The 21,022-nt window shown below is 71.5% G+C and carries 24 protein-coding genes; 11 read left to right on the forward strand and 13 right to left on the reverse strand.

The window, feature by feature from the left end; all coding sequences use genetic code 11:
- Positions 1-65: 65 nt before the first annotated feature.
- Together ACTOQ3_RS41665 and ACTOQ3_RS41670 are read left to right on the forward strand one after the other, a co-directional pair.
- The gene (locus tag ACTOQ3_RS41665; RefSeq protein ID WP_440089456.1) at positions 66-965 is read left to right on the forward strand and encodes a helix-turn-helix domain-containing protein; all 900 of its coding nucleotides are present in this window, start codon (positions 66-68) and stop codon (positions 963-965) included.
- 119 nt (positions 966-1,084) lie between these two features.
- On the forward strand, positions 1,085-2,065 hold the full coding sequence (locus ACTOQ3_RS41670; RefSeq protein ID WP_440089457.1) for a hypothetical protein: 981 nt from the start codon (positions 1,085-1,087) through the stop codon (positions 2,063-2,065).
- Between the two features lie 126 nt (positions 2,066-2,191).
- Here the strand turns inward: ACTOQ3_RS41670 and ACTOQ3_RS41675 are convergent, their stop codons facing one another.
- Both ACTOQ3_RS41675 and ACTOQ3_RS41680 read right to left on the reverse strand, forming a co-directional pair.
- Positions 2,192-2,860, reverse strand: a complete 669-nt coding sequence (locus ACTOQ3_RS41675) for a phosphotransferase (RefSeq protein WP_440089459.1) — start codon at positions 2,858-2,860, stop codon at positions 2,192-2,194.
- A 168-nt stretch (positions 2,861-3,028) separates the two neighbouring features.
- Complete coding sequence (locus tag ACTOQ3_RS41680) at positions 3,029-3,778, reverse strand: SDR family NAD(P)-dependent oxidoreductase (RefSeq protein WP_440089460.1); 750 nt, start codon at positions 3,776-3,778, stop codon at positions 3,029-3,031.
- Positions 3,779-3,908: 130 nt separating this feature from the next.
- Between ACTOQ3_RS41680 and ACTOQ3_RS41685 the strand changes: the two genes are divergently transcribed.
- Positions 3,909-4,343 (forward strand): Rrf2 family transcriptional regulator, encoded by a 435-nt coding sequence (locus ACTOQ3_RS41685; protein WP_440089461.1) that lies wholly within the window; start codon positions 3,909-3,911, stop codon positions 4,341-4,343.
- Positions 4,344-4,531: 188 nt separating this feature from the next.
- Here ACTOQ3_RS41685 and ACTOQ3_RS41690 read toward each other — a convergent pair whose 3' ends face one another.
- The 3 genes from ACTOQ3_RS41690 to ACTOQ3_RS41700 are packed head-to-tail and all read right to left on the reverse strand — an operon-like array spanning position 4,532 to position 7,558.
- On the reverse strand, positions 4,532-6,037 hold the full coding sequence (locus tag ACTOQ3_RS41690; RefSeq protein WP_440089463.1) for a tripartite tricarboxylate transporter permease: 1,506 nt from the start codon (positions 6,035-6,037) through the stop codon (positions 4,532-4,534).
- Positions 6,038-6,057: 20 nt separating this feature from the next.
- Positions 6,058-6,519 carry a tripartite tricarboxylate transporter TctB family protein gene (locus tag ACTOQ3_RS41695; RefSeq protein ID WP_440089464.1) on the reverse strand — a complete coding sequence of 154 codons (462 nt, stop codon included), beginning with the start codon at positions 6,517-6,519 and terminating at the stop codon, positions 6,058-6,060.
- A 1-nt stretch (position 6,520) separates the two neighbouring features.
- A complete protein-coding gene (locus ACTOQ3_RS41700) occupies positions 6,521-7,558 on the reverse strand; it encodes a tripartite tricarboxylate transporter substrate-binding protein (protein WP_440089465.1) in 1,038 nt (345 codons plus the stop codon).
- Between the two features lie 174 nt (positions 7,559-7,732).
- Between ACTOQ3_RS41700 and ACTOQ3_RS41705 the strand changes: the two genes are divergently transcribed.
- Together ACTOQ3_RS41705 and ACTOQ3_RS41710 are read left to right on the forward strand one after the other, a co-directional pair.
- Complete coding sequence (locus ACTOQ3_RS41705) at positions 7,733-8,416, forward strand: response regulator transcription factor (RefSeq protein WP_440089467.1); 684 nt, start codon at positions 7,733-7,735, stop codon at positions 8,414-8,416.
- Between the two features lie 6 nt (positions 8,417-8,422).
- Positions 8,423-10,024 carry an ATP-binding protein gene (locus ACTOQ3_RS41710; protein WP_440089468.1) on the forward strand — a complete coding sequence of 534 codons (1,602 nt, stop codon included), beginning with the start codon at positions 8,423-8,425 and terminating at the stop codon, positions 10,022-10,024.
- 132 nt (positions 10,025-10,156) lie between these two features.
- Here the strand turns inward: ACTOQ3_RS41710 and ACTOQ3_RS41715 are convergent, their stop codons facing one another.
- Together ACTOQ3_RS41715 and ACTOQ3_RS41720 are read right to left on the reverse strand one after the other, a co-directional pair.
- Positions 10,157-11,191, reverse strand: coding sequence for a TAXI family TRAP transporter solute-binding subunit (locus ACTOQ3_RS41715; RefSeq protein WP_440089469.1), 1,035 nt, complete (start codon positions 11,189-11,191; stop codon positions 10,157-10,159).
- On the reverse strand, positions 11,178-12,272 hold the full coding sequence (locus tag ACTOQ3_RS41720) for an RDD family protein (RefSeq protein WP_440089470.1): 1,095 nt from the start codon (positions 12,270-12,272) through the stop codon (positions 11,178-11,180). The genes ACTOQ3_RS41715 and ACTOQ3_RS41720 overlap by 14 nt, the downstream gene beginning before the upstream one ends.
- 15 nt (positions 12,273-12,287) lie before the next feature.
- On the opposite strand from ACTOQ3_RS41720, the gene ACTOQ3_RS41725 reads away from it, so the two are divergent.
- On the forward strand, positions 12,288-12,512 hold the full coding sequence (locus tag ACTOQ3_RS41725) for an aldehyde dehydrogenase family protein (RefSeq protein WP_440089489.1): 225 nt from the start codon (positions 12,288-12,290) through the stop codon (positions 12,510-12,512).
- Between the two features lie 31 nt (positions 12,513-12,543).
- On the opposite strand, the gene ACTOQ3_RS41730 is transcribed toward ACTOQ3_RS41725, so the two are convergent.
- Complete coding sequence (locus tag ACTOQ3_RS41730) at positions 12,544-12,936, reverse strand: VOC family protein (RefSeq protein WP_440089471.1); 393 nt, start codon at positions 12,934-12,936, stop codon at positions 12,544-12,546.
- On the opposite strand from ACTOQ3_RS41730, the gene ACTOQ3_RS41735 reads away from it, so the two are divergent.
- Positions 12,904-13,071 (forward strand): LuxR C-terminal-related transcriptional regulator, encoded by a 168-nt coding sequence (locus ACTOQ3_RS41735; RefSeq protein ID WP_440089473.1) that lies wholly within the window; start codon positions 12,904-12,906, stop codon positions 13,069-13,071. The two genes, ACTOQ3_RS41730 and ACTOQ3_RS41735, sit on opposite strands and share 33 nt — an antisense overlap.
- A gap of 153 nt (positions 13,072-13,224) precedes the next feature.
- Here ACTOQ3_RS41735 and ACTOQ3_RS41740 read toward each other — a convergent pair whose 3' ends face one another.
- Entirely contained in the window at positions 13,225-14,058 is an 834-nt protein-coding gene (locus ACTOQ3_RS41740) for an oxidoreductase (protein WP_440089474.1), read from the reverse strand.
- A 204-nt stretch (positions 14,059-14,262) separates the two neighbouring features.
- Between ACTOQ3_RS41740 and ACTOQ3_RS41745 the strand changes: the two genes are divergently transcribed.
- Positions 14,263-14,865, forward strand: a complete 603-nt coding sequence (locus tag ACTOQ3_RS41745; protein WP_440089476.1) for a hypothetical protein — start codon at positions 14,263-14,265, stop codon at positions 14,863-14,865.
- Positions 14,852-15,718 carry a helix-turn-helix transcriptional regulator gene (locus ACTOQ3_RS41750; protein WP_440089477.1) on the forward strand — a complete coding sequence of 289 codons (867 nt, stop codon included), beginning with the start codon at positions 14,852-14,854 and terminating at the stop codon, positions 15,716-15,718. The genes ACTOQ3_RS41745 and ACTOQ3_RS41750 overlap by 14 nt, the downstream gene beginning before the upstream one ends.
- Positions 15,719-15,809: 91 nt before the next feature.
- Here ACTOQ3_RS41750 and ACTOQ3_RS41755 read toward each other — a convergent pair whose 3' ends face one another.
- Positions 15,810-16,439, reverse strand: a complete 630-nt coding sequence (locus tag ACTOQ3_RS41755) for a TetR/AcrR family transcriptional regulator (protein WP_440089478.1) — start codon at positions 16,437-16,439, stop codon at positions 15,810-15,812.
- A gap of 71 nt (positions 16,440-16,510) precedes the next feature.
- Between ACTOQ3_RS41755 and ACTOQ3_RS41760 the strand changes: the two genes are divergently transcribed.
- A complete protein-coding gene (locus tag ACTOQ3_RS41760) occupies positions 16,511-17,338 on the forward strand; it encodes a hemerythrin domain-containing protein (RefSeq protein ID WP_440089479.1) in 828 nt (275 codons plus the stop codon).
- A gap of 43 nt (positions 17,339-17,381) precedes the next feature.
- Positions 17,382-17,987: a DsbA family oxidoreductase gene (locus ACTOQ3_RS41765; RefSeq protein ID WP_440089480.1), complete on the forward strand. Its 606-nt coding sequence runs from the start codon at positions 17,382-17,384 to the stop codon at positions 17,985-17,987.
- A 298-nt stretch (positions 17,988-18,285) separates the two neighbouring features.
- On the opposite strand, the gene ACTOQ3_RS41770 is transcribed toward ACTOQ3_RS41765, so the two are convergent.
- The 3 genes from ACTOQ3_RS41770 to ACTOQ3_RS41780 all read right to left on the reverse strand — a co-directional run.
- Complete coding sequence (locus tag ACTOQ3_RS41770; RefSeq protein WP_440089482.1) at positions 18,286-19,272, reverse strand: NAD-dependent epimerase/dehydratase family protein; 987 nt, start codon at positions 19,270-19,272, stop codon at positions 18,286-18,288.
- Between the two features lie 218 nt (positions 19,273-19,490).
- Positions 19,491-20,441, reverse strand: coding sequence for a SpoIID/LytB domain-containing protein (locus ACTOQ3_RS41775; protein ID WP_440089484.1), 951 nt, complete (start codon positions 20,439-20,441; stop codon positions 19,491-19,493).
- Between the two features lie 35 nt (positions 20,442-20,476).
- A partial coding sequence (locus ACTOQ3_RS41780; RefSeq protein WP_440089486.1) for a peptidoglycan DD-metalloendopeptidase family protein occupies positions 20,477-21,022 on the reverse strand: 546 nt, incomplete at its 5' end.

Here is a 21,022-nt window from a genome sequence, read left to right on the forward strand (position 1 = left end):
ACCCCGCGGATCCCTACCCCGGCGGGGTGAGGCGCGGTTCGCCCGCGGTACGCATACTTGGCTCCATGACCGAGCACGGGCACCTCGCCGACTTCCTCCAGGCACGCCGTGGCCTGCTGCGACCCGAAGACGTCGGGTTGCGGACCTACGGCGAGCGACGCAGGGTGCCCGGGCTGCGGCGGGAGGAGCTCGCGATGCTCGCGGGCATCAGCGCGCCCTATTACACCCGCCTGGAGCAGGGCCAGTCACGCAACGCCTCGCGCGAGGTGCTCGACGCCATAGCGAACGCCCTGCGCCTGGACGAGCCCGAGCGTGCCCATCTGCACGCCCTGGCCGGCGCGCCGAGACGCGGCCGGCCCGCGAGCCGGCCGCGTCCCGAACGCGTCACCCCGGCGACCGGCGCCTTGCTGGCGGCCTTCGAGAACACGCCCGCCATCGTGGTCGGCCGCCGCAGCGACGTCCTGGCCTGGAACCGTCAGGGTCACGGCCTGTTCGCCGGCCATCTCGACCCGGACGGCCCCGGCGTCCCGGAGCGACGGCCGAACATGGCCAGGCTGGTGTTCCTGGACGCGCACACCCGCGACCTGTACACCGACTGGCCCGCCAAGGCCAGGGCCGTGGTGGGCAACCTGCGCCTCACGGCCGGGCGGCACCCGGACGATCCGCTGCTGGCCGGGCTGATCGGCGAGCTGACCATGCGCAGTCCGGAGTTCGCCTCGATGTGGGCCGATCACCGGGTCCTGGCCTGCGATGTCGCCGACTACGAGATGCGCCACCCCCTGGTCGGGACGCTGACGGTCACCCAGCAGACGCTGCAGAGCCCGCGGGGGAACGGCCCGGCCCTGGTGGTGGCCACGGCCGATCCCGGCTCCCCCTCCGCGACGGCCCTGACCCTGCTCTCCCACGTCACCGCGCCGCGGGAGGCGACCCGGCCGCGCCACGACGCCGGAACCCGCACCACCTGACCCGAGGGGATCGCGACCTCTCCTCGACACCCCCGACGCCCCCACGGCACTCCCCCGACACCCCTCACCCCACGGCGCCGAACCGCGGCTGCCGCATGCCGGAAAACAGTGAAGGAATCATGCCCAAGCGAAGCATCAAGATCACTATGTCGGCCGCCCTGCTGGCCGCCGCCGCCCTGACGCCGACCGCGCCGACCGCGATGGCCGGCGCGACGGCCGCCGGGGGACCGCTGACAGATGTGCGGATCGCCACCCACTTCGACCTGTCCGCGGGCCAGATGCCGGAGAACATCTCCCTGCTGCCCGACGGCACGGCGAACGTCACCTTCGCCGCCGGCCGCCAGGTGGCCCAGGTCACGCCCCAGGGCAGGACGCGCGTCCTGGCGACGCTGCCCGCGCCCGCCGACGGCGGGGTCGACACGCCGGTCCTCGGTTTCCCCCTGGCCACCGGTATCGCCCACACCTCGGAGGGCACCGTGTACATGCTGTACGCGACGGGCACGGCCGATCTGACGGGGCTGTGGCGGCTGCGCCCGGGGAAGGCCCCGCGGCGCATCGCCGCGCTGCCCGCGAACGGCCTGCCCAACGGGCTGGCACTGGACGGGCGCGGCGAACGGCTCTACATCACCGACTCGGTGCTCGGCACCGTGTGGACCGTCCCCGTCACCGGCGGCACACCCGTCGCGTGGTCCACGGCTCCCGAACTCGCCCCGGCCGGCTTCCTCGGAGCCAACGGCGCGAAGGTACACCGGGGCGCGCTGTGGGTGACCAACCTCGACCGGGGCACCCTTCTGCGCATCCCGATCCGCTCCGGAAACCGCGCGGGAGCACCGCAGGTCAGGGCGTCGGGCATGGTCGGTATCGACGATTTCGCCTTCACCGGACGCGGTGACGAGATCCTCGCCGCCCTCAACGCCCCCAACAAGGTCGTACGCATCCGGTCCGACGGCACCGGCACCACCGTGCTGGACGCCGCCGACGGCCTGCAGAACCCCACCTCCGTCGCGCTGCGCGGCGACGACGTGTACGTGCTCAGCGCCGCCTACACCACGGCCACCGACCCCAACCTGCTGCGCGCGCGCCTGCGCGACCACCCGTAGGTGAGGAGCGCCGGGACCGGCCGGGACCGATGGAGGCCGATGCGCTCATCCTCGGTGCCGGCCTTCTCGGTCCGATCCTGGACGCGGCGATGATCGGAGGGCGTCGTCGACGCGACCGTCGCGGGTTCACGCGCCGGGCCGGGACGCGGGATGCAGGGAGCCCACCAGCGCCACGGCCTCGCCGAGGAGTCGTTTCTCGGCCTGGCTCAGCGTCGGGTTGGCGGCCCGGATGGCCAGAGCCCTTTCGAGGTCGATCGCATGGTCGACCTCGCTGAGCAGGGAGGCCAGGACCGTGCGGGCCATGGACGCCTCGGCCAGCGGACCCACCGCGACCTCCGCCAGGATGAGGGCGGACATCCCCCAGTCCAGCGCGGGCGGGCCGTCCTCGGCGTTGGCCCAGTCGATCACCACCGGCCCCTCGGGCGTGAGCATCACGTTCTCCGGATGCAGGTCGAGGTGGAGGACGCGATCCGCCGGGTCGGCCGAGACCCGCGCCGGGAAAGCGTGCAGACGACGCAGCAACCCCGCCAGGACCGTGCCGGCCTCCTCCAGAGTGATCGCGCCCTGCGTGAGCGCCTCGACCATGGTCGGGCCGGACAGCCGCTCCATGATCAGATCCCCGCCCACGGCCGGTCCGACCCGCGGCGCCGGATATCCCCGGCCGGAGACGTAGGACATCACGGCCACCTCGGTGGACGCGTCACCGCCGTCCCGGTATCGGCGCAGCACCCACGCGTCGTCGATCGCGAACACATCCGCGGTACGGCCGGAGCCGAGCAGAGGACCGATGCGCATATGCAAGAGCGTCGCGTACGACCGCCCGAACGGCAACCGCCTCTCCGCTCCGCCGTGCCGCCTCGATCACGTTCCGGTTGCCCTCACTCCACGATTCGGCGGTCAGCCCGGATGCCGACACCCACAGGGTCACGCGGGCCCCTCCGGGGTAGACGGCAGGGGTCCGGTTCAGGCGTTGTAGCCGCCGTGGGCGTCCAGCACCGCGCCCGTGACGTACGAGGCGGCGGGGCTCGCCAGGAAGGCGATCGCCTCGGCGATCTCCTCGGGACGGCCCATGCGCTGCAGGGACAGCGAGCTGACCAGGGCCTTGAGGGTCTCGGGGTCCGGCGGTTCCATCCCGCCGTCCATCAGTCCGGCCTCCACGACGTTGGCCGTGATGCCCCGGTGCCCGAGGTCCCGCGCGACGCCCATGGTGTACCTCTCGACCCCCGACTTGGTCGCCGAGTAGTCGGCGAGGCCCGGGAGGCCGACCCGGGAGCCCAGCCCGGAACTCACCGTGATGATGCGGCCGTTGGCGCGCAGCACCTGGGAGGCGGCCCGGATGACGGCGATCACGCCGAGGTAGTTGGTGGCGTGCATGCGGTCCAGCGCGGCGGTGTCGGCGTCCGGGTCGTCCACCCTGCGGCTCACCGAGACCGCCGCGTTGTTGACGAGGATGTCCAGGCCGCCGAAGGACGCGACCACCTCGTCGATCAGCGCCGGAGCCCCGCTCGTGTCCGCCTGGTCGGACTTGATGGCGACGGCCTTCGCTCCCTTGGCGCGTACCTCCTCGACGACGGCCCGCGCCCGCTCGTCGGAGCTGACGTAGGTGAACGCGACGTCGGCGCCCTGCTCGGCCAGCAGCCGTACGGTCGCGGCTCCCAGCCCGCGGGAACCTCCGGTGACCAGGGCGACCTTGCCCGTGAGCGGCTTGTTCATTCTTCTCACCTCACTGATCGATCCGTCCGAACGGTCGTAACACTAATGGTTACGACGGAGTGGTCGCAACATTTGTTGTTACGACTGGGCGGTCGTACCATACGGTGTCGCGGCCGAGAGATGAGGGTTCATGAGCGCCAACAGCAAGTTGACCATCGCCGCCCACGCGCTGGCCTGGATCAGCCTCTACCAGCGCCAGGGCCACGAGGTCGCCACGTCCGAGCAGATCGCGAGCAGCGCGAACACCAATCCCGTGGTGATCAGGCGGCTGCTCGGCGAGCTGCGCAGGGCGGGGCTCGTGGAGTCCCGGCGGGGCGTGGGCGCGGGCTGGTCGCTGGCGCGCGAGCTGGAGTCGATGACCCTGCTCGACGTGTACGAGGCGGTGGAACCCGGCCCGCTGTTCGCGATGCACCGCGCCACCCCGGACCAGGGGTGCGTGGTGGGTTACGGCATCCAGCCGGCGATGCAGGGCATCTACGAGGGCATCGAGGAGACCCTGAGGCGCGAGCTGGCCCGTGTCACGCTGGAGGACGTCCTCCGGGACGTCCTCGCGGCACCTCGCTAGCCCTGTACCTCACGGATGGCCGGTTCCGGGGAGTCCCCGGTGTGCCGGCACCCCTTCGGGGACGGCCGCGCCGGGTGACCGCACCGGGTTCGGCGAAGGCTCCGGTCCGGCGAGGAGAGCCGGGCCGGAGCCTTCGCCGAACGTGCGCCGCCAGGGGCTCGGCCCCCGGGCCCGCGGACCGGGAGCCCTCACTCCTCCTCGGTGAACACGACCTCGCGGCGCCTGCGGATCGCCGGGAGGACGGCGACGACGAGCGCCGCCACGGCCAGGGCGAGGAGCACCGCGGAGATCGGCCGGGTCAGGAAGACCGACGCGTCGCCACGGGAGATGATGAGCGCCCGCCGCATGTTCTCCTCGAGCAGGGGGCCGAGGACGAAGCCGAGCAGCAGCGGCGCCGGCTCGCAGCCGCACTTGATCAGGACGTAGCCCAGGACCCCGAAGAACACGATCGCGTAGACGTCGTACGCGTTGAACTCCAGGGAGTACGTGCCGATCGCGGCGAACAGGATGATCATCGGGAACAGCACCTGGTACGGGATGCGCAGCATGCGCACCCAGAGGCCGATCAGCGGCAGGTTCAGCAGCACGAGCAGCACGTTGCCGATCCACATCGACGCGATCAGTCCCCAGAACAGCGCCGGTTCGTCGACGATGACGTTCGGGCCGGGGGTGATGCCGTGGACGATGAACGCGCCGACCATCAGCGCCATCACCGGGTGGGCGGGCAGCCCCAGGGTGAGCAGCGGGATGAACGACGTCTGCGCGGCGGCGTTGTTCGCCGACTCGGGGCCGGCGACGCCCTCGATCGCGCCGCGCCCGAACTCCTGCCGCCGCTTCGAGATCCGCTTCTCGACGGCGTACGAGGTGAACGAGGCCAGCACGTGGCCACCGCCGGGCAGGACGCCGAGCGCGGCGCCGAGACCGGTACCCCGCAGGATCGGGCCGACGATCCGGCGCCGGTCCTCACGGGTCGGCCAGAGGTTCCTCACCTTGCCGACGATCGCCGCGCGGGTCTGCTCGTTCTCCAGGTTGCGCAGGATCTCGGCCAGCCCGAACATGCCGACGGCGACCGACACGAAGTCGATGCCGCCGTACAGCTCGCGCTGGCCGAACACGAACCGGGGCGTGCCGGTGTAGAGGTCCTGGCCGACCGTGCCGAACAGGACGCCGAGCGCGATCATCGCCAGCGCCTTGAGCGCCGTGCCGCGCGCCAGCGCGATCGACACGATCAGGCCGAGCAGCACCAGCGAGAAGTACTCGGCCGGGCCGAACCGCAGCGCGACGCGGGCCAGCGGCGGGGCCGCGACGGCCAGCACGACGGTGGCCGCCGTACCCGCGACGAAGGACCCGATCGCGGCGGCGGCCAGGGCCGGGCCGGCCCGGCCCTGGCGGGCCATCTCGTGCCCGTCCAGCGCGGTGACCGCCGCCGACGACTCACCGGGCAGGTTGATCAGGATGGCGGTCGTCGAGCCGCCGTACTGCGCGCCGTAGTAGATGCCGGCCAGCATGATCAGCGCCGTCACCGGCTCGAAGCTGAAGGTGATCGGCAGCAGCATCGCCACCGTCGCCGTCGGCCCGATGCCGGGCAGCACGCCGACCGCCGTCCCGAGCAGCACCCCCACGAAGCAGTAGAGGACGTTCTGGACCATGAGGGCGGTCGAGAAACCCAGCGCGAGGTTGTCGAGAAGTTCCATGCCTCAATCCGGATGCCGCGTCAGAACCCCAGCCACGGGCCCAATAGCGGGATCCGCAACTGAAGTCCGACGACGAAGATGAGCGTGCCGGCCACGGTGAGCCCGGCGGCCACGGCGACGGCCGTGAGCAGCCGTACGCGCGTGCTGGCCAGCGCGGTGAGCAGGGCGGTCACCGCCGACGTCGGTACGAACCCGAGGCCCCGGACGGTGAGTCCGAAGAACAGGACCGCGAGCACGATGAGGGCGACCGCGCGCCAGGGGATCGGCCCGAACTCGATCACCTCGCCCGCGACGAGCCCCTTGACGACGATCGCCAGGCCCAGGGCGGCCACGATCGCGCCGACCAGCAGCGGGAAGGCGCCGGGGCCCATCCGCAGCGGGGTGCCCAGCTCGTAGCCGAGCGCCCCCACCACGAACGCGCCACCGATCAGGACGAAGACTCCCCCGGCGAGGACGTCCGGGAGGGACCGGCGGCGCTCCACCTCAGGAGGCCTTGACGCCGGCGTCGGCGATGACCTTCGCCCAGGTGCCGAGCTGCTCCTCGAGCTTGGCCCGGTGCGCCTGCGGGGTCGCGTCCTCGGCCGCGACCGGCGCGGTGCCGAGCTTGGCCATCTGGTCGACGACCCCCTTGTCGGCGAGTGCCACCTTCAGCGCCTCGGACAGCTTCTGGACGACGTCCTGCGGCGTGCCCTTCGGGACGTAGAGACCGTGCCACACGCTGACCTGGAGCTGGGGCAGCCCGGCCTCGGTCGTGGTGGGCAGGTCGGGCAGGCTCTTCACCCGCTCCGGCGTGGTGACCGCGTACGCCTTCACCTCGCCCGCGGAGATCTGGCCGCTGGTGTTGGTCGTCTGGTCGCACATGAAGTCGACCTGGCCGCCGACGAGGTCGGTCAGCGCGGGGCCGGTGCCCTCGTACGGGACCTCCTGGAGCTTGACCCCGGCGGCGGACTGGAACAGCAGGCCGCACAGGTGGGACGCGGCGCCGATGCCGGCGTTGGCCAGCGTGACCTTGCCGGCGTTCGCCTTCACGTACGTCACGAGGTCCTGGAGCGTCGCGGGCGCGAAGTCCTTGCGGGCGACGACCGTCATCGGCACCTCGGTGACGAGCCCGACCATCTCGAAGTTCTCCAGCGGCTTGTAGCCCAGGTCCTTGTACAGGGCGGGCGCCGTCGACATGCCGATGTGGTGCATGAGCACGGTGTAGCCGTCCGGATCGGCCCGCGCGACCTCGCCGGCGCCGACCGTGCCGCCCGCGCCCTCGGCGTTCTGGACGACGACCTTGGCGCCGAGCTTGGCGGCCATCGGCTCGGCGATCATGCGGGTGACGGTGTCCGTGGGACCGCCCGCGCTGAACGGCACGACGAACGTGATGTTCTTGTCCGGGTAGCCCCCGGCGCCGCTCGCGCCGGTGGCGCCCGCGCCGGGGGCGCCCCCGTTTCCGGAACAGGCCGCGACGAGCGAGACGACGCCGATCGTGGCGATCATCCGCGCGACGGCCCGGTATCTGCTGGTCGTTCTCATATCGCGGCCTCCTCCTCAGCGCACGCGCGTTTGTCGGTAAGTGCGCGGCCTCAGTCTCGGCTGGCGGGGACGCGGATGGTGTCAGAGAAATCCCAAGAATGCGCCGGATGCCAGAGAAATTCCAAGAAGCGGAGGGCTGACCAAGTGCCGATCCGGGCCGTACAATCCGCCGGTATGCGGATCACCATCATCGAGGATGACGACCGCGTGGCGCGGGCTCTGGTGACCGTCCTGGCCCAGGCGGGCTTCGAGGTCCACCGCGTCGCCACCGCCTCGGAGGCCGTGCGCGCCGCCCCGTCCGATGTGGTCCTCGTCGACCTGGGTCTGCCCGACGGCGACGGACTCGACGTGATCCGCAAGCTGCGTGACCGCCCGGAGACCGCCGTCATCGCCGTGACGGCGCGATCGGAGGAGCACGAGCGGGTCCGTGGCCTGCGCGCCGGCGCGGACGACTACATCGTGAAGCCGTTCGGCATCCCGGAGTTGCTGGCCCGGATCGACGCCGTCCTGCGGCGCACCCGGGTGGCTCGTGCCCTGAGCCACCCGGACGAGCCGCTCGTCCTCGGCCCGATGCGGATCGGCGTCGGCACCCGCGAGGTCACCGTCGACGGCGCGCTCGTGACGCTGACCCGCAAGGAGTTCGAGCTGCTCCTGCTGCTGGCCAGGCGGGCGCCGAACGTGGTGAGCCGCGACGTCATCCTCGACCAGATCTGGGGAGCGACCTGGGAGTCCTCGAGCCGCACCCTGGACACCCACATCGCGGCGTTGCGGCACAAGCTCGGGCCTGTCGTGCTCATCCGCACGATCCACGGAGTCGGCTATCGGCTCCTGGCCGACCAGCCGGAGCTGATCGGCTGACGCGCCGTGCACCGTCGCCTGCTCGCCGTCCTGGTGCCTCTCGCGGTGCTGCTCGTCGCGGCGCTCGGGGTGCCGCTCAGCGTCACCGTGGCGGAGCGGGAGATGCAGGAGACCTACGTCGACCGGCTCAACGACGTCGGCCGGTTCGCGTCGCTGGCCGAGACCGCGCTGTCGACCGGGCGGACCGAGGCGCTCCACCAGGAGCTGACGCACTACCACAGGCTGTACGGCATCCCGGTCGCGGTGATCGACATGTCGGGCACGGTGCTGCTCGGACCGGCCGGCGCGTACCGGGAGGCGGCACGGGCCGAGCCGGCGCTGCCCCGGATCGTGACCGCGGCGCTGGCCGGGGCGAGGTCCGAACCGTCCTGGGAGTGGGCGCCGTGGGACGACTCCGCGCTCGTGGTCGCGGAGCCGGTGGGCCGCGACAGCGAGGTCGTCGGCACCGTCGTGACGATCTCCGACCTGTCGAGGACGCGCCATCGCATCCTCGTGCGATGGGCCCAGCTCGCCGGGCTCGGGCTGCTGCCGTTGATCGCGCTGGTGGCCGTCGCCTGGCCGGTGTCGGCGTGGGTGCTGCGGCCGGTGCGGGAGCTGGACGCGGCGAGCTCCCGGATCTCGCGGGGCGACCTCACCATCCGGGCGGACGCCGAGGCCGGCCCGGTCGAGCTGCGGCGGCTCGCGGAGTCGTTCAACACCATGATGGACGCGGTCGAGAACGCCGTGCAGCGGCAGCGGGCGTTCGTGTCCGACGCGTCGCACCAGTTGCGCAACCCGCTGACCAGCCTCCGGCTCGCCGTGGAGAGCCTGGAACCGCATCTGCGCGCGTCCGGCGACGGGCGGCAGGTCTACGACGTCGCCGTCGACGAGCTGAAGGCGATGCAGCGGATGCTGAACTCGCTGCAGGCCAGTGCGCGGATGGAGAGCATACGGACGGCGTCGCCGGTGGATCTCGACGCGGTGCTGGCGACCCGGGTGGACCGGTGGCAGGCGTTGACGGCGACGGCGGGGCAGACACTGGCGGTCGACGTGCCGCCGGGGCTGCGGTTGCTGGAGCCGCCGGGCGGGCTGGGCAGCATCCTGGACGAGCTGATCAGCAACGCGTTACGGCTGTCGGACGCGCGGGTGGTGGAGGTGACCGCCCGGGTCGTCCCCGGTCGCGCGGGCACCGGCCGGGTCGCCCCCGGTGGCGCGGGGGCCGCCCGGGACGCCCGCGATGGCGCGGGGACCGCCCGGGACGCCCGCGATGGCGCGGGGACCGCCCGGGACGCCCGCGATGGCGCGGGCGCCGGACCCGGCGACGCCTCCGCGGCCGGAGACGTGGTCACGATCGCCGTCCGTGACGACGGCCAGGGAATCGACGCGTCCGAGCGAGCCCAGGCGCTACGGCGGTTCTGGCGGTCGCCGCGGCACCAGAACGTGCCCGGCACCGGCCTGGGACTGGCGATCTGCGCCGACCTGGTCGGGGCGGCCGGGGGCGAGCTGCGGCTGGAGGAGGGCCTGCCGCGCCCGGACGGGTCCGGGCGCGGATTCGCCGCGGTGGTCGCGTTGCCGGTCGTTCCGCGGGTGGCGTCGCCGGCCGGCGACCCGGCTCCGTCACAGGTCTGAGAACCTGCGCCCGTCGCATGTCCGAGGCCCCGGGCCCCGTCGCAGGCCCGTCACTGTCGCAGGCCCGTCACTTGTCGCAGGCCCGTCACCGTCGCAGATCTGTCGCCGTCACCGGCCTGTCGCCGTCCCGGGTCAGCGCTTGCGGTCGCGGAACCAGGCCGCCGCGCCCGGATGGAGCGGGATCGACGCGGTGGAGATCCCGGTCCGCACGTTGATCTGCCACGTTTCCGGAACGGCCTCGGGAACGGCCTCGGCGTCGCGACTGGCGGAGATGATCGTGCCGGTGTGCGTGAAGATCGTGTCGGTGATGGCGTGGACCAGGTCGTCGGGCAGGTCGTTGCGCACGAGAAGCACGTTCGGCACGGCGACGGTACGGGTGGCCGGGACGCCGGCGTAGGCGGTCGCGGGGATCATGGCCGGAGTGTAGGGACCGGGGAACGCCGTGAAGAGCGCGTCCGCCTGCGCGTCCAGCGGGATCAGCCGGATCGGGTGCCGCTGCGCCAGCTCCGTGACGGCGGGGGTCGGGACGCCGGTCAGGGAGAACATCGCGTCGATCTCGCCGTCGCGCAGTGCCGCCGCCGATTCGGCCTGGCTGAGGTACCGGCCGTCGGCGTTCACCCGGCCGAGCTCCAGGACCCGCAGCGACGTGAACTCGGTGCCCGAGTCGCGGGCGCCGAGGGACACGCGCCTGCCCTCCAGGTCCCGGAACCCGTCGATCGCCGAACCGGCCATGACCACGAGATGCAGGTGACTGTCATAGAGCCGGCATATCGCCGAGAGTCCCTCGGGCGCGCTGCCGTCGGTCGTGATCAGCGCGTCCAGGCTCGTCAGCCCGAGGTGAACCTCGCCGGTCCGCAGCATCCGGATGTTGTCGGTGGACGCCCCGCTCGGCACGGTGACCAGGGTGGCACCCGGCACCTGCTCGGAGACGTGTTCGGCCAGCGCACCGCCGATGCGCCGGTACACCGCCCCCGCCGGCCCGGTGGCCAGTCGCAGGTGGACCTTGCCGGCCTCTGGCTGCCGGGAGCAACCGGCGAGCAGTCCCCCGGCGGCCATGAGCACCGCCCGCCGGCTGAGCCGTGGCCCCCGGTCCAGCACCGTGCCGGGACGGTACGGACGGCGACCACCGGTCGCCGACGACATCGGCGTCTCGTCAACACACCGCATCCGCGCCACCCTCCGGCAAGACCTCGTCGGCGTCAACCCCGCCCAATCCGCCCACCGCCGTCTTCGGGACCCGGTCGCGTACCACCGCGGCACCCAGCCAGCGATCATGAAGAACCCGGCCTTCGGGATCGAGGAGCATCCACAACCCGTCCGCGAGGAGACACCACAGCCCGACCTCGGGAACGAAGGCGAGGAGGGGGAAGGCCAGCGTGCGGAGCGCGGTCCTGCCCGTGCCCAGCCGTCCGCCCGTCCGCGCGGCGACGACCCGGACACCCAGCAGCCGCTTGCCGAGCGTCCGCCCCCACAGGGCGTGCTGCACCCAGAAGTAGAGGAAAAGCCCGCCCAGGACGGCCAGTTCCGCCGGCCTCACATTGCTCCGGAACACGTACGCGTCGGCCCGCTCCAGAAGCCCGGCTCCCATATGGACCTTGAAGCCCCTGCCGATCAGGGGCCAGGCCGCCCCCACAACAGCGCTGAGGGCCGTGACAACGATCAAATAGTCGGCCAGGGCCGCCGCAGGCCGGCGCCACACCGTCCCGGCCGGTGACCCGCCCGGCTCGTCCGCGGTGACGGACCGCGTCGCCCGCGGCGCGGCGAACACCAGCGTCGCGGCCACCAGGAGACACAGCTGGGTGATCCCCCATCCGCCGGCCACCCCTGCGAACCAGCCGGCGCTGAACAGAGGGGTCTCGTCGCAGCCGTTCCGATCGCTGTGTAACGAGGCGAGCGGTTCGATGAGCGCGACCAGGACGAGGAGCCCCGCCACCCGCCGGCCTGTCACCCCGGGATCCCTGCGGCCGAGACACGCGAGAAGGCCGAGAAGGACCACGAGGGCCGGAAACGCCCAGTTCTCCGTGATCTCCATGACCGCTTCGAGATCACGGCGCAGCGGGGCAAGCGGTGACAGCGTCGTTCCACTGTTGTACTGGCACACCAACCCGTAGATGTCCCCGGGGACCCCGGTGGGCTCCTCACGATCGAGTCGCTCGCGCCACGACTCCCAGGTCGGCAAGGCGGCGACGGCCGCGGCCGCCACCCACGCCGACAGCGCTGACCGCGACAAACGGGAGGACTGCGGCACAATGATCCTTTCGCCCTGGGAGCGACACCCTACGACGCCCCGGCACGCGACACGGACCCGGACGCCGCCCTCGCCGTGGCCGAGCGGCTCCAGGCCGGCACCGTTTGGGTGAACGAGATCATGCACCTGTCGCCGCTCGTGCCCTTCGGCGGCCTCAAGCAGTCCGGTATCGGGGTCGAGAGCGGTCAGGCCGGCCTGCTCGAGTTCACCGAGCGGCAGACCGTCACGGTCAAGCGGTGACCACGATCGTCCTGCCGGCCACCCGGCGCGATCAGTGCGCGTGATCGTCGCCGATGCGTTCGGAGATCTCGAACATGTTCCCCCACGGGTCACGGAAGAAGGCGAGGCGTGCGCTGATGTCGTCGATCTCGAACGGCGGGTTGACGATGTCCACGCCGCGCCGGCGGAGCTCGGCGAGGGTGTCGTCGACGCTGTCCACGGAGAGACAGACGTGGTTGTAGCCGTTCACCGACAGGCTGGCGTCGACGTCGCCGAACCTGGGCTGGGCCGCCGCACCGGGGCCGCCGAGGATCTCCAGGCGGAAGTCGTCCTGGGCGGGCGGCGCGGGAACGGCCGGCCTCCGGCGTTGACGGCGCGGGAGCGGGAGATCGCGGAACTGGCGGCGGCGGGGTTGACGAACAAGGAGATCGGTAAGCGGTTGCACCTGTCGCATCGGACGGTGGGTTCGCATCTGTACCAGCTGTTCCCGAAGCTGGGCCTGCGTGGCCGCGCCGGCCTTCGCGACGCCCTGCTGGCACTGACCGAACCGGCGGCGGACCGGCTGTCCTCCGGTTCCTGAGCATCCGCGGCGCCTCGGGGGCGGGCCTCGGATGAGGAGCGTCCGAGGCGTCCCGGCGGAGGTGGACCTCCACGGGGAGCGTCCGAGGCACCCCGAAGGTGGGCGCCACGAGGGACCTCCCGCCGGACCGGCGGGAGGTCCCTTCCGTACGGCTCAGGCGACGTGGTCGGTCGAGCGGGCCAGTTCCCGCCAGGTATCGAGCTCCGCGCCGACGGCCGCGAGCTTGGCGCGGATGTCGGCCAGTGTCGAGGAGCCCAGCGGGATCCGGGCCGGCATCTCGTCGAGATCCGCGACGGCCAGGATCGCGGCCGCGGCTTTCACCGGGTCGCCCTCCTGCAGTCCGTGGTTCTCTCCCGCCCAGACGCGCGACGCCCCGCCGGTGACGGCATAGTCATCGATGATCCGCTCCACGTGCTGCAACGACGTCGAGCCGAGGAAATCGGTGCGCAACGGGCCGGGTTGCACCGAGGTCACCTGGATGCCGAGCGGGGCGAGCTCCAGGCCCAGCGCCTCCGTGAGGCCCTCGACCGCGAACTTCGTCGCGCTGTAGACACCCCAGCCGGCCCACGCGACCACGCCGCCGGTCGAGCTCACGTTGAGGATCCTGCCGCGACCGGCCGCGCGCATCACCGGCACGACCGCTCGGATGACCGTCAACAGGCCGAAGACGTTGATGTCGAAGACGCCGCGCGCCTCGGCGTCGCTGGTCTCCTCGACCGCGCCGACCAGCCCGCGCCCGGCGTTGTTCACCAGGACGTCGATGCCGCCGAACCGGGACACCGCCGCTTTGACGGCCGCGTCCGCCTGTCCCTGATCGGTGACGTCCAGCGGCACCACCAGCAGGTTGTCCGGACGGCCGGGCAGTGCTTTCTCGATCGCCCGAGGATCCCGCGCGGTCGCCGCGACCGAGTCGCCGCGCTCCAGCGCGGCCTTCACGATCTCCAGACCCAACCCACGCGACGCACCGGTGACGAACCAAACAGACACGATGTTCTCCCTTGCCGGATGTTGCTGACGCATCCCATTAGGGCCCCGCCGGGAGGCGAAACGAAGAGGCTGGCTGGTACCCGTTGTCCTGGCTCCGACAGAGCCACGGAGCCGGCCGGATGCCGGTCGAATGACTGCCGACTCGGCCTCTCCCGGTCGCTGGGGTCGGCGCCACTGACACGTCTCTCCCCCGATGAGGAAGCCATGACTCCGGTTCCGGTGCTCCGCCGGCTCTATCTCGTCCGATTCGGCTTCGCCCTGGTCTGGGCCGGCCTTCTCGCGCTCACCCTGCCCGATCTCGACGTCGCCGCGGGCGTCCTGCTCGTCGTGTACCCCGCGGTCGATGTCGCCGCCGCGATCGTCGACGCACGCGTCGCGTCCGCCACTCGCGTCCGCTTCGCCGTGTTCGGCACCATCGCGGCCGGCTCCCTGGCCGCCGTGGGGCTGGCGCTGGCGTCCCCGTCCGGCGTTCCCGCGGCGCTGAGGGTGTGGGGAGCATGGGCCGTCGTCGCCGGGCTGCTCCAGCTCGTCGTCGCAGTGCTGCGACGCGGCGTCGGCGGCCAGGTGGCGATGATCCTCAGCGGCGGCGGCTCCGTCATCGCCGGCACCGCCTTCATCCTCATCGCCTCGACCGAGGATCCGACGCTGTCGGTCCTCGCCGGCTACGCCGTCGTCGGGGGCACGTTCTTCCTGGTCTCCGCGCTGCGCCTGCGCGCGGAGGCCGGGCTGCCTGGCTCCGGCAGTACCACCCGGAGCCCGCTCCCCGACGGCCTGGCCAGCCATACTGGTTCGCATGGCGACCGGTAACGAACTGCGCGATTTCCTCACCTCGCGACGCGCGGCGCTCTCCCCCGAGGACATGGGACTGCCCAGCCCCACCACGGCCCGCCGGGTCAAAGGGCTGCGCCGTGAGGAGGTCGCGATCCTCGCCGGGGTCAGCGTCGACTACTACGTCAAACTCGAGCAGGGCCGTGTCGGCAACGTCTCCGAGCAGGTGATCGACGCGGTCGGGCGGGCGCTGCGGCTCGACGAGGTCGAGGGCAGGTATCTTCGATCACTGCTGCACCCGGGCATCGAGCACGCCGCTCGCCGCGGGCCCGCCGCGGCCAAGGCACGGCCCGCCCTGCTGTCCATGATCCACGCCATCGACGTGCCGGCCGTCGTCCACGGCCCGCACCTCGAGGTGCTCGGCGTCAACCACGCCGGCAAGGCGCTGCTGGACGACTTCGCCGCGATGCCGGTCGCGGAACGCAACACCGCCCGATGGATGTTCCTGAACCCGCGCGCCCGCGTCGTCTACCGCGACTGGGCGGAGATCGCCGCCGACATCGTCGCCGTCCTGCGGGCCGGCGCGGTGCCCGGCACCGACAACGAGACCCTGTCGAGAATCGTCGGCGAGCTCAGCACCCGGTCCGAGGAGTTCGCGAGCATGTGGGCCGACTACCGGCTCTCCGAACACCAGCACGGCGTCAAGCGGTTCTTCCACGAGGCCGTCGGCGACATGCGGCTCAACTATCAAACGCTGCACCTGCCGGACAGCCACGGACAGACCATCGTCATCTACACCGCCGACACGGGATCACCGTCCGAGGAGAAACTCCGGCTCCTGGCCAGCTGGACCGCCGAGGCGCGCTCGGAACCCGCGCGAAGGACCGCATGAGATGAGGCGCGGCCGGTCCTGAGGCGGGCCGTGCGGCCGGGTCGCCGTACCGTCGCCCAGGACGATGCCGGGTGTTCGCGGGCGGGCCCCGTCACGTCGCCCCCCTGTCGGCCGTCGGGACCAGCAGAGCGGCAGCGGCCTGCTCCGCCAGCCAGGCGGCGCCGTCGGCCCAGTCCCAGCCGAGCTCGCGGACCGTTTTCCACCCGCCCCGGCCGAAGTAGAACCAGAGAACCTGCTCGGTCCTGACCCGGTCGGTGCGAACGGCTCCGAGCGTCACCAGGTGTTCGGCGATGCGGGCCAGCCGGCTCCGGTAGCGCTGGACGGCGCGCTCGGCCACGGCCGCCACCGCGGGGTCGGCGGTGGCGTTGTCGAACAGCAGGTTCAGGACGCTCTCGTGGCGCCGTGTCATGTCGCCCGTGCCCTCGGCCGTCCGGCGCAGGATGTCACGGCCGTCGGCCGAGCCGAGTGCGGCGTTCAGGGTGGCCTGGATCCGCTCGTCGCCGGCGCTCTCCGCGACCAGTGCCTCCATCAGCGCCGCCTTGCCGCCCACACTCGTGTACACGGTGTTCAGGGCGACTCCCGCTCGTTCGGCGATCCCGGCCACCGTGGCTCTCGCGTACCCCTGCTCGGCGAAGAGCTGCTGCGCGGCTCGCAAGATCGCGGCGCGGGTCTCCCGAGCCGCGACGGCCCGGACCGTCGAGGTGTACGCACGCTTTGCCATGAAATCACTATGACAGCAGAACATTGATAGTAATGAACATATATTCATAGTATATCGATTACTATGAAAGTATGTTGATCGACCCGAACTCCCCTGTGGACAAGCCCGAGACCCAGCAGATGAAGGTCATCCACCGCGCGATGCGCCGCGAGTTCGCGCAGCTCCCCGAGCTGATCGCCGCCGTGCCCGCCGGCGACGTCGCCCGCGCGCGCCTGCTCGGCGCCCATCTCGACCTGGTGCTCGTCATGCTGCACGAACACCACGAGGCCGAGGACGAGCTGCTCTGGCCGATCCTCATCGAACGCGTCCCGCTCGAGAAGGACCTGATCGAGGTCATGCGGCGGCAGCACGACGTGATCGCCCGAGCCGTCGGCGTCGTCGAGGCCGAGCTGCCGAGCTGGACCGCGGAGGCGAGCCCCACGGCCCGTGACCGCGTCGCCGGCGCCCTGCGCGACCTCGGCCCGGCTCTCACCGAGCACCTCGAACTGGAGGAGAGCGCGGTGCTCCCGCTCATCCACGAGCACCTCACCGTGCCGGAGTGGCTGGCGCCGCAGGAGCACGCGATGGAGCACGGCCCGAAGAGCCTCACCGGCAAGCTGACCATGGCCGGTATGGTCCTGGAGGACGCGACACCGCGCGAGCGGACCTGGTTCCTCAGCGAGATGCCCGCTCCTGCCCGGTTTCTGTGGCGCGTGATGGGTGCCCGGCGGTATGAGGCCCACGTGCGCGGTGCGCGCCGGAGCGCCGGGCTAGGCACGGATCGGTCACCGACCGACGAGGTTTCCACGGTTCGGCCCCCGCTGGGGTGGCTCACGTCGCCGGACCAGTCATTCGACCTACATCCCCGTAGGCCCTCGCCGCTCTACTGGTCGCCAATGATGTTGATACGACGCGGATGAGGCGAACATCTGCCGACCGGCCACGACATGTTGTAGGACGTTCATGAAACTTGAGATATACGCCGATGTGCTGTGCCCGTGGTGCTACATCGGTAAAAGACGCCTGGCGGCCGCTTTGGCGCAGCACGCCGACCGCGACAGCCTCGAAATCGTCTGGCGTGCCTACGAGCTCGCTCCGGAGGCGGGCCGGACCCCCGGCCCGACCGCCGCTGAGGCCATGGCCGGCTGGTTCGGCGAGCAGGCCCCCGCCCGCATCGCCCAGATCCAGTCGCTGGGCGCCGCGGAAGGCCTGGAGCTGAACCTGCAGCTGGCCCGCCCGGTGAGCACCTTCGACGCGCACCGGCTGAGCAAGCTGGCCGCCGACCACGACCGCGCCGACCAGATGATGGAGCTCCTGCTGCACGCGTACCACACCGAGGGACTCAACGTGGCCGACCCGCAGGTCCTGCAGCGCCTGGGCGGCGAGGCCGGGCTGGACGGCGATGAGACGCGCGCGGCCCTGGCCGGTGACGACTACGCCGAACAGGTGCGCGCCGACCGACGTCGCGCGGCCGAGCACGGTGTCACCGGCGTTCCCAGCCTGGTGATCGACGGCCGGCCACCGGTCTCCGGAATTCAGCCCATCGCCGACCTGCTGCGGCTGCTGTAGCAGGGAAGCGCTCTGGCCCGATGTTCTCGATGTAGCCCGCCGAGGCGCCGCCGCTGGCGCCCGGATGGTCGGCCCGTCGTCGGTCGCGGGTAGAGCCGAGGCCTGCGCCGAGAGGAGCGCATCCATACCGGCGAGCACCGCGACCACGCCCAACAGTGCGATGCCCGGTCTGGGACGGAGGGCCGCCCGGCCGGCCGCCGGCTCTGTTCGCGCTGACAGCAGCGTGCGACGCGGACTCACGCGACGGTCATTGTCGATCGTTCACATCGGAGAAACCTGCTCGGGGAGGGTCGAACCGTCAGCCGAGGGCCTCGAGCAACTCGCGCTCGCGCTGGACGCTGAGGCCGGCGCGTCTTGCCCGGTCCAGACCCTGCTCGCGTTCCCAGAGCAGCGTGTCGGCCAGCAGTTCCGCCCTGGGCCGATGACGGAGCCCCGCGGCGCGCGCCGCGGACCCGTTCCGGGCCGAGAATCCTTCCCAGCCCGGCTCGACCAGCCACATCGGCAGCGACTCGGCCCCCATGTACTCGGCCACGCCGTTCGCGAGGAGCCATGTCGAGTCGGCGGTGACCACCGGGCCGGTGTGCCCGCCGACAGCGCGGGACAGCTCGATCCACTCCCCGAAGGGAACGAGCGGACCGACGGCGTCGTACGTGCCCGTGCTTCCCGCCTCAGCGGCGGCGAGCAGCCAGGCGGCGAGGTCTCGCACGTCGACCGCCTGCGTCGGTCTCGCCGGTGCGTCGGGAACCAGCATCGGCCCCTGCGGATCGCGTGCGGCACGGGCCACCCAGTAGCCGGAGCGTCCGCTGTGATCACCCGGGCCACCGATCAGACCGGCGCGTGCGATGAGAAGGCGGTCGCCCACCACGGACGCCGACGCCTGCTCGCAGGCGACCTTCGCCTCGCCGTACAGCGCGCGGTCGACCTCGCTTCGGTCGGTCGGAGCGAGCAGGGCCGCGGACTCGTCCGCGCCCGGCACGGCGTGGGAGGCGTAGGCACTGACGGATGAGACATAGACCCAGTGCCTGGCCCTGCCGCCCAGTACGTCGAGCGCCTCACGAACGAAGCCCGGCTGCCACGACACCTCGATGACCGCATCCCATTCGCGGTCGAGCAATGGTTCGTACCCCGAAGGATCACGCCGGTCGGCGGCCACCAGCCTCGCTCCCTCCGCGACTGCTCCGCTTTCGCCGCGAGCGAGACACGTCACCCGATGACCGAGCTCAATCGCCTGCCGCGACACTTCCCGGCCCACCCACGCTGTTCCACCCAGAATCAAGATCTCCATCCCGACACCCAAGCACCGTGATCGCCGAACACCCGGGCGGGTTCACTCACAGCGGACCCGATGCGCTGACAGCGGACCCGACATCGGCGACATGCATCGTCGGCTGACGGCGATGATGTCCATGGTGACGCCGCGACGGGTCTGACCCACCGCTGACGCCTGTTCCCCGCCGTGCGACGCACGGCGGGGAACCAGGGGCGGAGGACGGCCTGCGGGGGTCAGGAGGTGAGAGCGATCCCCCGGTAGTAGTGCCTGAGGATCCTGGAGGAGCTCCAGCCCGCCTTGGCCTTGTCGCGGGAGCCGGTCTGCGACATCCAGTCGCCGGTGACCCAGTGGCCGCACGCCGTGGTCGTGGAGCAGTACTGGGCCCGGAAGATACTCCCGTTGCGCGTCATCCGGGTGCCCCACGTCGCGTCCACCGCGGCGTTCGTCGCCGCCGTCGCGGAGCCGGGCCTGTACACCTGGCTGTTCGTGTTGTCGGAGACGTCGTAGCACTGGCCGCTCGGCGTCTTGCTCGCCGACCTCAGCGCCCAGTACCAGCCGAAGTTCTTGACGGCGATCGCCCCGGCCCTGAGGGACTCCTTGGGCCAGTACGACGGCCACTCGTTGGGCAGGACGTTCTTGATGTAGGTCTTGAACTCCACCCGGTCCACGCGATTGAGGGATTTCCGGTAGACGAGGATCGTCGTGGGCAGCCTGCTGTGCGTGCCGTCGGTCTTGCACCCGGTCGGCGATGTGGAGCCGCCCATGAACTGGTGCGAGGCGTTCTGGTTCTTGAGGGTGGGGCTCAGGTTGCCCCTGGCGCCCGCCTTGAAGTCCTGGTAGGTGCCGGTGTGGCCGGTGTTGAAGTAGACGCGGACGGTCTTGCCACTGCGGTTCCAGACGGAGGCGGCGGCGTTCTTGATGCACTTGCCCTTACCGGCGCCGGCTCCCTTGAAGTCGTAGCAGGAGGGCTGCGTGGTGGCGTAGTCACCGACCGATCCGGTGAAGTCGGAGACCGACCCCTGGTTGTTGCTGTTGAAGTAGTAGCAGAACTCACCGCTCTCGCACACGCCGTTACGACCCGCCGCCGAAGCGGGCGCCGCGGAGGCGAGCACCGCCCCGCCGAGCGCCATCGCGGCGGCCGCCGCGGTGAGCCGCGAGATCAGCTGAACAGTTCGTGAAGGCACAGTTGTCTTCCTCGCTTCTCAGAGGTCTCGGCGCGTTATCGGATGCTGTAGCCCTGGGAGTTCCAGAACGAGGTCGGGTTCGGGTTCTCCAGGTGCGGGTCGCCGACGCTCTTGGCCGCACGCGTGTGCCGTCCGGGGCGCATCTCCACGTGGGTGTGTGCGGATGAACTGCTCGACACCCCGCGCCACGCCTCGTCGGCGATGACCTGGTTGCGGCTGACCTGCTGGCCCACGCGCAGCGAGGACCGCGGAGCGGAGTGCAGATAGATCACCGTCTTGTTCAGCGAGGCGTTGTAGACGGCGATCGTGGAGAGTCCCGCCCTGCCGTTGTATCCGCGTACGACGTTGATGACCTGGCCGCCCACCAGGGCGTGAACGTCCGCGCCCACGCCGCGGACGATGTCGATGCCCTCGTGCCGGCCGGCGGTGGAGGTGTAGCCGTCGAAGCCGCAGCTGATCCTGCCGCTGGCCGTGTACAGCGAGAACGACATGTTGCTGCGCGATGACGACGGCGGCGGCGTGGAGCCCAGGAACTGGTGCGAGGCGTTCTGGTTCTTGAGGGTGGGGCTCAGGTTGCCCCT

The organism is Streptosporangium sp. LJ11 (assembly GCF_051918945.1).
Lineage (GTDB): Bacteria > Actinomycetota > Actinomycetes > Streptosporangiales > Streptosporangiaceae > Streptosporangium.